Origin of the sequence: Pseudomonas sp. Z1-14 (assembly GCF_051132005.1) — a bacterium.
Lineage (GTDB): Bacteria > Pseudomonadota > Gammaproteobacteria > Pseudomonadales > Pseudomonadaceae > Aquipseudomonas.
On record NZ_CP071646.1, the window covers coordinates 2,572,634 to 2,583,971 of the forward strand.

Below are 11,338 nucleotides of genomic sequence, written 5' to 3' on the forward strand. Positions count from 1 at the left end.
ATCACCATTACCTCAAATAACGCTACCCGCGATCAGAACCGAAACGCCTGACGCCCGATCAGCAGCCACTTCCCATTCTGCTTCTGCCAGATCTGGAAGTTCTCGATTTCCGTCGGGATCACTTCGGTGCCCTTGAGTGCTTGCGCGGAAAAATGATTGCGCACCAGGGCCACATCGCCTGACAGGGTGATTTTCTGATTCTTCATCTCCAGGGTCTTGAACGCGCTTTTGCCGGTTTCGATGTCGGCGATGAAGGCTTTCTTGTCCTGGATGTTGCCGCTGGAATGGCCGTAAGTCAGGTTCTCGGCGGCGAGCGCCTGAAGCTGGGGAATGTCCTTGTGCAGCATGGCCTGGGTCAGGTGGTCGACCGCTTCGGCAACCTCTTTTTCAGCCGAGGCGGGGGCGGCTGCGGCGTAGCCGCTGAACAGGCACAGGAAGCCGATGACCGATAGCGCTTTTTTCATGAGAATTTCCTTGTTGTTGTAGGTATGCAGGAACGAGGCGTGAGCTCTCGTCGGTCATCGTACAACTTGTCAGGAAAGACTGGAATAGCCACGTGGTCCCGCAAATGTTCTTACAACCCCTCCCGAACCGCCCCGCGAATCCCCTCCAGCAGCATCGTGAACGCCGGATTGTCGTTATCCTCCCGCCACACCAGATGCAGTTCGCTTTGCACGCCTTCGCCCAGGTCGATCTCGCGAAACACCACCTGCTTGAACACCACGCTGGTCGCGCACCGGGGCACCAGCGCCACGCCCATGCCGGCGTTGACCAGGGCCAGGATGGTCAGCGATGAACCGAGCCATTGCACGAACTGTGGGGCGACGCGGGCCGAGCGCAGCATGCCGGTGAGCAGTTCGTTGAAGGGTGGATAGGCGGAGTGGGAGTACATGAGGAGCGGTTGTCCGTCCAGATCCTGCACGCTGACAGACTCGGCGCTGGCCAGCGGATGGCCGGCCGGCACGGCCAGGACGAACGGCTCGCGTACCAGGCATTCGGTCGCGTAGCCGGTTTCCAGCAACGGCGAACGAACAATGCCGAGGTCGATGCGCCGGGCGCGCAAGGCTTCGTGCTGCTGGTAGGTGTTCATCTCCGCGAGAACGATCTTGACCTGTGGCTGTTTGAGCCGCGCCTCGGCAATGACTTTGGGCAGGAATTCATACACCGCGCTGCCGACGAAGCTGATGGTGACCGAGCCGATATCGCCCTGGGCAAAACGCTTGGCGGCCTCGGCGGCTTGTTGCGCCTGTTGCAGCAGGTTCTGCGCTTCGATGAAAAATGCCCGGCCGGCTGCGGTGAGGGCGACGCTGCGGGTGCTGCGGGTAAACAGCTCGACGCCGAGGTGATGCTCCAGCAACTGGATCTGTCGACTCAAGGGCGGCTGGGTCATGTTCAGGCGTTCGGCGGCCCTGCGGAAATTCAGTTCGGTTGCCACTGTGGTGAAGCAGCGCAGTTGGGCCAGTTCAAACATTGATTCAATCCCGGTATCAATCAAGTGCCAAGTTAGATTAGACGGGAACAATCCCTCGCGTCCATCATCAATCCGCTCCTCGCAAAAGCAGAAAGCCCCACAAAAACAAGATTGGGAGGCACCCTTGAATCACGTATCGGACTCGACCCTGGCCACCGCCGCGGCCAAGGTCAAACGTCACGTCCTGCCGTTGGTGGTGGTGATGTTCATCGTCAACTACATCGACCGCGTCAACATCGGCTTCGTCCGCAGCCACCTGGAAACCGACCTGGGCATTGGCGCTGCAGCCTATGGCCTCGGTGCCGGGCTGTTCTTCATCGGCTACGCGCTGTTCGAGGTGCCGTCCAACATGCTCTTGCAGCGCTACGGCGCCCGGGCCTGGCTGACGCGCATCATGTTCACCTGGGGCGCGGCGGCCATGGCCATGGCGTTCGTGCGTGGCGAAACCAGTTTTTATGTGTTGCGCTTCATTCTGGGCGCGGCGGAGGCGGGCTTCTTCCCCGGCATCATCTATTACTTCACCCAATGGTTGCCGTCCAACGAGCGCGGCAAGGCGATGGCGATCTTCCTCAGCGGTTCGGCGATCGCCTCGGTGATTTCCGGGCCGGTATCCGGCGCCTTGCTGCACATCAGCGGGCTGGGCCTGCATGGCTGGCAATGGATGTTCCTGATCGAAGGGGGCGCGTCCATCGTGCTGTGCGGGTTTGTCTGGTTCTGGCTGCAATCGCACCCCAGCCAGGCCAAATGGCTGACCGCTGAAGAAAAAACCGTGTTGATCGCCGCCATCGCCGAAGAGCAGCGGGCGCGGGAAGCCGCCCAGGTCATCAAGCCTTCAATGTTCAAATTGCTCGCCGACCGGCAGATCGCGCTGTTCTGCTTCATCTATTTTTCCATCGCCCTGACCATTTATGGCGCCACGTTCTGGCTGCCGAGCATGATCAAGAAAATGGGCAACCTGGGGGATTTCCAGGTCGGCTTGCTCAACTCGATTCCGTGGATCATCTCCATCGTCGCGATGTACGGCTTCGCTGCCCTGGCCGGCAAGTGGAAGTTCCAGCAGGCCTGGGTCGCGGTGACGCTGGTGATCGCCGCGTTCGGCATGTTCATGTCCACCACCGGCGGGCCGATCTTCGCCTTCGTCGCCATCTGTTTCGCGGCCATCGGCTTCAAGGCCGCCTCGGCGCTGTTCTGGCCGATCCCCCAAGGCTATCTCGACGCCCGCATCGCGGCGGCGGTGATTGCCTTGATCAATTCCATCGGCAACCTCGGCGGCTTCGTCGCCCCGACGGCCTTCGGGTTCCTGGAACAGACCACCGGTTCCATCGAAGGCGGCCTGTATGGGTTGGCGATCACCTCGCTGGTTGCCGCCGTGGTGATCTTTTTCGCCCGGACCCAACCGGGGCGCGGCAAACCTGACGCGCTGTCCGGCCAGCCTGAACACTCGGTCGAAGCTGACCTGCTGAACAAATCTCAAGCCCTGAAACCTGGCCCATCGGGAGCCGCTGCATGAAGATCAAACGCGTTACCGTGACCCCCATCGCTTTTCGCGATCCACCTTTGCTCAACGCCAGCGGCATTCATGAGCCGTTCGCGCTGCGCTCGATCATCGAGATCGAAAGCGACAACGGTTACATCGGCCTCGGCGAGAGCTACGGTGATGCGCCGGCCCTGGCGATCCAGCAGCAGGTACAGAGCCAGTTGATCGGCCTCGATCCGTTCAATCTCAACCAGTTGCGCGCTATCGTCCAGGCCACCGTGGCTGCCCACAAACCGGCGAGCGTCGCCGGGGCGGAACTGGCGCCGGGCTCCCATGCGAGCAAGGCGGTGAGCAATGCCTATTCCGCTTTCGAAGTCGCTTGCCTGGACTTGCAGGCGCATTACCTGAATGTGCCGCTGGTGGATTTGCTGGGCGGTGCGATCCGCGACGAAGTGCCGTTCAGCGCCTACCTGTTTTTCAAATACGCCGAGCACATCGATTCACCGTACCCCGCAGACAGTTGGGGCGAAGCGCTGAATGAGCAGCAGATCGTCGCCCAGGCCCGACGGATGATCGAGGAGTACGGTTTCAAGAGCATCAAGCTCAAGGCCGGGGCATTGGAGCCGGAGCATGAAGTGGCCTGCATCAAGGCCTTGAAACAGGCTTTTCCGGGATTGCCGCTGCGCATCGATCCCAATGGCAACTGGTCGCTGGAGACCTCTATCCGCATGGCCGAGCTGCTCGGTGATGACCTGCAATATTACGAGGACCCCACGCCCGGGCTCGAAGGGATGGCCGCGCTGCACAAGCGCACGGGCCTGCCGCTGGCGACCAACATGGTGGTCACCGACTTCGACGAGTTCCGCCGCAGCGTGGCGCAGGACAGCGTGCAGATTGTCCTGGCCGACCACCATTACTGGGGCGGGCTGCGCGATACCCAGATGCTCGCGAAGATGTGCGAGACCTTTGGTCTGGGCGTGTCGATGCACTCCAACTCGCACCTGGGCATCAGCCTCATGGCCATGGCCCACGTGGCGGCTTCGGTGCCGAACCTGGATTACGCCTGCGATACCCATTACCCCTGGCAGGAACCGGATGAAGAAGTCATCAAGGGCGGCAAGCTGGCATTTGTCGACGGTTGCGTGAAGATCACCCGGGCGCCGGGCCTTGGCCTGGAGCTGGACCGCGATCAACTGGGCAAGCTGCATGAGCAGTTCCTCAGTTGCGGCATTCGCCAGCGCGACGATGTGCGGCAGATGCGGCGCTACCGGCCGGACTGGACCACGGTCAAACCGCGGTTCTAATACTTCCCAAGGGGGCCTGCTGCGCAGGCCAGCGGGAGCAAGCTCCCTCGCCACAAGAGCTGGGTATGGCTTCAATCTTGAGGACGGAAGCAATCCCGTGGCGAGGGAGCTTGCTCCCGCTGGGCGGCGTAGCAGCCCCTAGACCAGACAACTCGGTACCATTGCCCAATGAACTGATCTCCCAGACCACCCAGCGGCCCCCACCCAAAGTACCGCGCCCGCCAGCCTCGCCGTCGTACACCCAAACTGCCGCGCCGGGCCGGCGCTGCCAAAGCAGCCGGTAATCCCCTCCAAGGCAGCGTATGACCCGCCCGGGTGCCTTTCGATAATCGCCTCCGACATCCCGTCCCCTGTTGCGGAGCGCGCCATGCACAACAATAAGAATACCTGCCTGCGTTTTTTGCCTGCGGTCATCGCCGGCCTGTCGAGCCTGGGCCTGACGCCCTGGGCGCAAGCCGAAATCATGCTGTACGACAAGGACCAGACCACTTTTTCCACCGACGGCTATATCAACGCCTTCTATGTCAACAGCGACGTGGACCGGGCCGGGGAGCAGTTCGACCGACGCCAGTCGCGGGTCAAGATGGGCTTTTTGCCCAATTACCTGGGCTTCAACATGGGCAAGCAGGTCGATGACCTCAAGCTCGGCGCCCGCGCCTCATTCTGGGTGACCATCAACGACAGCGAAACCAACGGCACCGACACCGCCATCGACGTGCGGCAGTTCTACGGCACCGTCGCCAATCCGGAGTGGGGCGAGGTGCTGATCGGCAAGGACTTCGGCCTGTTTGCCCGTTCCAACATCTTGCTTGATGAGTTGCTCGCCGGTTACGGCCAGGTCAGCGACACCCTCGGCCTGGTGGATGGCGGCGGGGTGTCGTTCGGCAATATCGGCAGCGGCTACCCATACCCGTTCCCGACTTCGCAGATCACCTATCGCACTCCGGTGATGGACGGGTTGCGTGTGGCGGTGGGCATCATGGACCCGGTGGACACCAACGACAGCAGCGCCACCGGCAAGGCCTACCAGGAAAACCCGCGTACCGAGAGCGAGGTCACCTACCAGTTCGATCTCGGCGGCGCGAAGATTTACAGCTGGCTGAACGGCAGCTACCAGACCTCGGATAACACCGATACCAATGTCGAATCGGTCACCTCCAAAGGCCTGGGTTATGGCGTGCAAGCGAAGATGGGCGGGCTCTCGCTCACCGGCTCAGGGTTCCAGGCCAAGGGCATCAACCCGTTTTTCACCAATAACGCCGGCGAGGCCACGCTGCGCAACGTCGACAGCAAGGGTTATCTGCTGCAGGGTTCCTACAAGCTCGGCAAGAATCGCCTGGCGCTGTCCTACGGCAAGACCGAGGACGACGGCAACGGAGTGGTCGGCAGCGGTGCCGACTACGAGACTCGCGGTGTCGCGCTGTTTCATGACATCAACGACAACCTCAAGCTCGTCGCCGAATACAACCAGTTCGAAATCAACGGCCACGACACCAGCGCACAGAACGAAGACACCGACACCTTTGCGGTGGGGGCCGTGCTGACCTGGTAAGGCCGCACCGGCGTGGCGAGGGAGCTTGCTCCCGCTGGGGTGCGAAGCAGCCCCAAAATCTGACTGAATGAGCCTGATATACCTCAATGCCAGTTCAAGGGGCTGCTGCGCAGCCCAGCGGGAGCAAGCTCCCTCGCCACGGTTGCGAACAAATCCTCGGTTCTCCTCCCATGGAAGTGTCCACCCGCTACCCAAGTAGCATTCGTCCGCCGGGCGCGGGTTCGTACACTCAGGGCTCTATCACGCACCGTCGGAGGCGCAGATGCAGCAGGCCCAGAGCGAAGGTGTGGTCAGCGCCATGTCCCAGGCAACAGACGTCGAGCAAGTGGCCCAGGAATTGGCGCGACAGCTGTTGCACCCGTACCTGGGTTTCGTGCTGTTTTTCTGTTCCGCCGAATACAATTTGCCGGCCCTGGGCCAGGCGCTGTCACGCAGTTTCGGCGGGATTCGCCTGGTCGGTTGCACCAGCGCCGGGGAAATCACCCCGCAGGGCTACGGCCGTAACTGCGTGACGGCGGTGGGGTTCGATCATCGGCATTTTTCCATTGCCGCCGAGCTGATCGGCGAGATGGAGCACTTCAGCCTGATCGACGCCCAGCAGATGGTCGAGCGACTGGCCGGTGGCTGTCGCAGCAACGTCCTGGCGCCGATCAAGGGCCACAGTTTTGCCTTGACCTTGCTCGACGGCCTGTCCAGTCGCGAGGAAATGGTACTGGCCGCGTTGAGCGCAGCCTTGGGCGACATCCCGCATTTCGGTGGCTCGGCCGGCGATGACAATTACCTGACCCACACCCACGTCTACTTTGAAGGCCAGTTCCACAGCGGCGCCGCCGTGGTGGTGCTGATCAATACCTGGCTGGAGTTCGAGGTGTTCACCACCCATCACATCCTGCCTCGCCAGGAGAAGCTGGTGGTGACCGGCGCCGACAGCGCCTCGCGACGGGTCTACGAGCTCAATGCCGAACCCGCCGCCGACGAATACGCCCGGCATATCGGTGTGCCGGTCAGCGCGCTGGATTACCGGATCTTTGCCGCCCATCCACTGGCCGTGCGCATCAACGATCAGTACTACGTGCGGGCGATCCAGCAGGTCCACTCGGACCTGAGCCTGAGTTTTTATTGCGCCGTAGAGAACGGCATCGTGCTCACGGCCATGCGCCCGGGGCCTCTGCTGCATAACCTGCAAGCGCTGTTTGACGGCTTGCAGGAGCGCCTGGGTGACCTGTTGTTGACCATCGGCTGCGACTGCTTCCTCAGGCGCCTTGAGCTGGAAGACAGCGCTGGCCTGGAGCAGATCGGCCAGTTCCTGCGCGAACAACGGGTGATGGGGTTCAACACCTATGGAGAACAGTTCAATGGCATGCACATCAACCAGACCTTCACCGGAGTTGCCATTGCCCGTCATCGCGTCCCCGGTCATCGCTGAACTGCAGGCACAGATCGCCGCCCTGCAACACGACAACCACAAGCTGCGGCGCATCAACGCGGCGCTGATCGAGCGGGTCGAATCCGGCGTGACCCGTGGCAGCGACCCGTACGCAGCGTTCCAGCATTCGGTGGTGCTGGCCGAACAGGTCCGCGAGCGCACCGATGCCTTGAACCAGGCGATGGCCGAGCTCAAGGCCGGCAACCATCTGCTGGGCGAAGCCCGGCTGCGGGCGGAAACCGCCCATCGCCATCTGATCGATGCGATCGAGAGCATTTCCGATGCGTTCGTGCTGTTCGACGAACAGCAACGCATCGTCCTCTTCAACAGCCGTTTCAAGGCGTTCTGGGCTCACAGCCGGGTGCGGATCATCGCCGGGATGCGCCTTGGCGAGGTCAAGCGCCTGATGACCGCCAATGGCCTGTTTAGCGAAGAAACCCGCGGCCAGCCCGATGAGCCGGTGCTGTACAGATTGCAGAACGGCCGCTGGCTGCAGGTCAGCGAACGGCCGACCCAGGAAGGCGGGCGGGTGTTCCTGTTTACCGATATCACTGACGTCAAACTCAGCGAAACCGTACGCCGTGAGCAAGCCATCGCGCAGAAATCCCACTTGCTGCAGCGAGCGGTGGACAACCTGTCCCAGGGCGTAGCGATGGTCAATGCCCAGGGCATATTGGAATTGTGGAACCGGCGTTTTCTGGAGCTCAGCGGCCTGGCGCCGGTGGCGGCTCATCGGCCATTCAACGAGGTGATCGCCGACAGTGAGCTGCAACTGCTGACGCCGGCCAGTCGCGACGGCAATGGGCGGTTGATCCAGGAGTGCGAACAGCGCCTGTCCGATGGTCGGGTCCTGGAGATCCGGACTCATCCGCTGCCGACCGGCGGCTACGTCAATACCTTCACTGACATTACCGAGCGCTACCAGCATGCCGAGGCACTGAGCGAAAGCGAGCGCTGGATCCGCTTGATCACAGATCACGTGCCGGCACTGATCGCCTACCTCAACGCCGACCTGGTCTACGAATTCACCAACAAGGTCTATGAGCAGTGGTATTGCTGGCCGCGGGGCGTGATGCTCGGCCAAAGCCTGCGCGAAGCCCACAGCGAGCAGCATTACCAGCGCCTGGAAGCCTACGTGGCCCGGGCGTTGGCCGGGGAGAGCGTGACCTTCGAATTCGCCGAGACCAACATCAACAACCAGGAGCGCTACATGCTGCGCTCCTACGTGCCCAATCGGCTGGCCAACGGCGAGGTGGTGGGCATCTTCGTGCTGATCCGCGACATCACCGAACGTCGCCGCACCGCCGAGGCCCTGCATCAGGCCTACCAGAACCTGGAGCAGCGCGTGCAGGAGCGCACGGTCGAGCTGACCACGCTCAACGACCAGTTGCTACGCGAGATCGACGAGCGCAGCCGGGTCGAGCTGCGCCTGCGCGAAGCCAAGCGCGAGGCCGAGCGGGCCAACCTGTCGAAAACCAAATTCCTCGCGGCGGTCAGCCATGACCTGCTGCAACCGTTGAACGCGGCGCGGCTGTTCACCAGCGCCTTGCTCGAACGCCGCGAACCGGTGGCGAACGCGCAGCTGGTGCGCAACGTCAGCAATTCGCTGCAGGACGTGGAAAACCTGCTGGGCACCCTGGTCGATATTTCCAAGCTGGATGCCGGGGTGATCAAGGCCGACGTGGCGCCGTTCGCCCTCAGTGAGCTGCTCGACACCCTGGCCGCCGAATACCTTCAGGTTGCCCGTAGCGAGGGCCTGGCGTTGCGCTTCGTGCCTTGTTCGGTGCTGGTGCGCAGCGACATCCAGTTGCTGGCGCGGATCCTGCGCAACCTGTTGAGCAACGCCATTCGCTACACCCCTAACGGGCGGGTGGTCCTGGGTTGCCGGCGTCACGGTAACCGTGTCTCGATCGAAGTCTGGGATTCCGGTATCGGCATTGCCCAGGATCGGCTGGAGGAAATCTTCCAGGAGTTCAAGCGTGGGGACGTCCAGCGCCCGGACCAGGATCGCGGACTCGGCCTGGGATTGGCGATCGTCGAGAAGATCGCCGGGATTCTCGGACATCCGATCAAGGTCCGCTCCTGGCCGGGCCAGGGCTCGGTGTTCGCCATCGAGGTGCCGCTCAGCGCTACCGCACCCAAGCCGCTGGCGTGCCTGGATATGAGCGAGCCGATGCTCGAACGCCTGCGTGGCGCGCGGGTCTGGGTGCTGGACAACGACGCGGCGATCTGTGCCGGCATGCGCACCTTGCTCGAAGGTTGGGGCTGCCGCGTGGTGACTGCACTGTCGGAACAGGACCTGGCACGCCAGGTGGACAATTACCGCGCCGAGGCGGATTTGCTGATTGCCGACTATCACCTGGACCACAATCAGAATGGCATGGACGCGGTGGCCCGGATCAACGCCTGCCGCACCTCACCGATCCCGGCCATGATGATCACGGCCAACTACAGCAACGAACTCAAGCAGCAGATCCGCGAGCGCGGGCACACGCTGATGCACAAGCCGGTGCGGCCGATGAAGCTGAAGATTGCGATGAGTCATTTGTTGGGCCAGGCAACCAGCCGTTGAGAAGAACCGCTTTCGTGGCGAGGGAGCTTGCTCCCGCTGGGCTGCGCAGCAGCCCCCATCCATTCAACTCAACCAGACTGACACACCGCGTTGCCTGGGTTTGGGGCCGCTGCGCTGCCCAGCGGGAGCAAGCTCCCTCGCCACGGGCGATCTTCTCCAGGCCGCGGTTCAACGCCGCAGGTAAGCCCCGAAATCGATATCCCCCGCACTGAGAATCGCCTGCACCCGGTTATGCACGTTGAGCTTGCGCAGGATCGCCGAGACGTGGGCCTTGACCGTGGTTTCGGCGATGTCCAGCGTGTAGGCGATCTGCTTGTTCGACTCGCCTTTGGTCATGCGTTCGAGCACCAGCAGTTGCTTGCGGGTCAGGGCCTGGAGCAGTTCGGGCGGGAACGCCGGGGTCTCGTTCAGGCGCCGGCCCGTCGGGCTCTTCTGGGTGCGGATGATGTCTGGCGGCAGGTACACGTTGCCGTTGAGGATCTGCTCGATGGCGTCGGTCATCTGCGCGCGCGGCGACGACTTGGTGATGAAACCCACCGCGCCATAGGTGATGGCCTGCAGGACGATCTGCTTGTCCTGCTCGGCGGACACGATCACCACCGGGATGGTCGGTGCCTCGTTGCGCAAGTTGATCAGGCCATTGAGGCCGTGCATGCCGGGCATGTTCAGGTCGAGCAGGATCAGGTCGAGGTCATCGTGTTCGCGAGTCAGCGCCAGGGCGCTGTCCAGGTCAGCGGTTTCCATCACCTCGCTCCCGGCGAAACCGTCGCTGATGACGTTGTGGATGGCTTCGCGAAACAGTGGGTGATCGTCGGCTATCAGGATTTTATACATGGCCATTCACCTCGTTATTGTCGTGTTGGGGCAGTTGCACGGCTCTCGGCCATTCAGGGCAAGGGTTCGGGGCGGGCCGCTTGCAGGGGCAGGTTGGCCGCCTCCCAGGCATCCAGGCCGTCGCGGTACCAATACAGATGTTTATAGCCCAAGGCGGCGGCGCGTTTTACCGCGTTCCAGCTCAACCAGCAATCGGAGCGGCAGTAAAAGACCAGCGGTTGATCGGCCTGGCCGGCGGTGGCTTTGCGCAGGTAAAACGTGAAGTAGTCCTGCCAGGTCGCGTCCAGTTCGCCGTCGCCGGTGTTGGCCAGCCACAAGCTGCCGGGCAGGTTGGCATGGGGTTCGGTGTCGATGAACCGGCCCTGGACCCAGGGCCGGCGGTAGACGTCGATCAGCACTGGCGCGGGCGTTTGCTTTAGCAGGCGCTGCAAGGCTTCGGTGTCGACGGTTTGCGCGCCGTCTGCGGAGGCGGGCGTCGGGCTGCGGTATTGAGTGATGCGAAAGCCCTGCGGGGAAAACAGCGAGGTGTCGGCCTGCGCGACATTCAGCGACAGGCCCAGCAAGACGATCGCGAGCAAACGGGGCATAGGTTTTATCCTTCTTGTTATGCGCCCATTACATGTCACGGTCGAGGTCTTGTGAATGCGACCATAGACAGGAAAACCGGTACTAAAGTAGTAATTTCCCAATTATGGACGTACA

At 62.3% G+C, this 11,338-nt stretch carries 9 protein-coding genes; 5 read left to right on the forward strand and 4 right to left on the reverse strand.

What is annotated here, in order from left to right; translation table 11 throughout:
* Window positions 1-32: 32 nt before the first annotated feature.
* Window positions 33-464 (reverse strand): nuclear transport factor 2 family protein, encoded by a 432-nt coding sequence (locus J3P89_RS11760; protein ID WP_305500832.1) that lies wholly within the window; start codon window positions 462-464, stop codon window positions 33-35.
* A 110-nt stretch (window positions 465-574) separates the two neighbouring features.
* Window positions 575-1,471 (reverse strand): LysR substrate-binding domain-containing protein, encoded by an 897-nt coding sequence (locus tag J3P89_RS11765; RefSeq protein WP_434697612.1) that lies wholly within the window; start codon window positions 1,469-1,471, stop codon window positions 575-577.
* A gap of 202 nt (window positions 1,472-1,673) precedes the next feature.
* Here J3P89_RS11765 and J3P89_RS11770 point away from each other — a divergent pair, with 202 nt between their 5' ends.
* The 5 genes from J3P89_RS11770 to nahK all read left to right on the forward strand — a co-directional run bounded on the left by J3P89_RS11770 (window position 1,674) and on the right by nahK (window position 9,802).
* Window positions 1,674-2,981 (forward strand): MFS transporter, encoded by a 1,308-nt coding sequence (locus tag J3P89_RS11770; protein ID WP_434697978.1) that lies wholly within the window; start codon window positions 1,674-1,676, stop codon window positions 2,979-2,981.
* Window positions 2,978-4,252: a glucarate dehydratase family protein gene (locus J3P89_RS11775; protein ID WP_434573996.1), complete on the forward strand. Its 1,275-nt coding sequence runs from the start codon at window positions 2,978-2,980 to the stop codon at window positions 4,250-4,252. The genes J3P89_RS11770 and J3P89_RS11775 overlap by 4 nt, the downstream gene beginning before the upstream one ends.
* A gap of 367 nt (window positions 4,253-4,619) precedes the next feature.
* Window positions 4,620-5,804 carry a porin gene (locus J3P89_RS11780; protein ID WP_305500837.1) on the forward strand — a complete coding sequence of 395 codons (1,185 nt, stop codon included), beginning with the start codon at window positions 4,620-4,622 and terminating at the stop codon, window positions 5,802-5,804.
* Between the two features lie 262 nt (window positions 5,805-6,066).
* Entirely contained in the window at window positions 6,067-7,230 is a 1,164-nt protein-coding gene (gene nosP / locus J3P89_RS11785) for a nitric oxide-sensing protein NosP (protein ID WP_434697613.1), read from the forward strand.
* Window positions 7,160-9,802, forward strand: a complete 2,643-nt coding sequence (gene nahK, locus J3P89_RS11790) for a hybrid sensor histidine kinase/response regulator NahK/ErcS' (protein ID WP_434697614.1) — start codon at window positions 7,160-7,162, stop codon at window positions 9,800-9,802. Before nosP ends, nahK begins: the two co-directional genes overlap by 71 nt.
* Window positions 9,803-9,970: 168 nt before the next feature.
* On the opposite strand, the gene J3P89_RS11795 is transcribed toward nahK, so the two are convergent.
* Window positions 9,971-10,636, reverse strand: coding sequence for a response regulator transcription factor (locus J3P89_RS11795; RefSeq protein ID WP_305500841.1), 666 nt, complete (start codon window positions 10,634-10,636; stop codon window positions 9,971-9,973).
* Window positions 10,637-10,689: 53 nt separating this feature from the next.
* Complete coding sequence (locus J3P89_RS11800; protein ID WP_434697615.1) at window positions 10,690-11,223, reverse strand: PQQ-dependent catabolism-associated CXXCW motif protein; 534 nt, start codon at window positions 11,221-11,223, stop codon at window positions 10,690-10,692.
* Window positions 11,224-11,338: the final 115 nt, after the last annotated feature.

Coding starts and splice junctions, on each gene's coding strand:
- J3P89_RS11760 (WP_305500832.1), bottom strand. CDS start 464: ATGAAAAAAGCGCTATCGGTCATCGGCTTCCTGTGCCTGTTCAGCGGC.
- J3P89_RS11765 (WP_434697612.1), bottom strand. CDS start 1,471: ATGTTTGAACTGGCCCAACTGCGCTGCTTCACCACAGTGGCAACCGAA.
- J3P89_RS11770 (WP_434697978.1), top strand. CDS start 1,674: ATGTTCATCGTCAACTACATCGACCGCGTCAACATCGGCTTCGTCCGC.
- J3P89_RS11775 (WP_434573996.1), top strand. CDS start 2,978: ATGAAGATCAAACGCGTTACCGTGACCCCCATCGCTTTTCGCGATCCA.
- J3P89_RS11780 (WP_305500837.1), top strand. CDS start 4,620: ATGCACAACAATAAGAATACCTGCCTGCGTTTTTTGCCTGCGGTCATC.
- nosP (WP_434697613.1), top strand. CDS start 6,067: ATGCAGCAGGCCCAGAGCGAAGGTGTGGTCAGCGCCATGTCCCAGGCA.
- nahK (WP_434697614.1), top strand. CDS start 7,160: ATGGCATGCACATCAACCAGACCTTCACCGGAGTTGCCATTGCCCGTC.
- J3P89_RS11795 (WP_305500841.1), bottom strand. CDS start 10,636: ATGTATAAAATCCTGATAGCCGACGATCACCCACTGTTTCGCGAAGCC.
- J3P89_RS11800 (WP_434697615.1), bottom strand. CDS start 11,223: ATGCCCCGTTTGCTCGCGATCGTCTTGCTGGGCCTGTCGCTGAATGTC.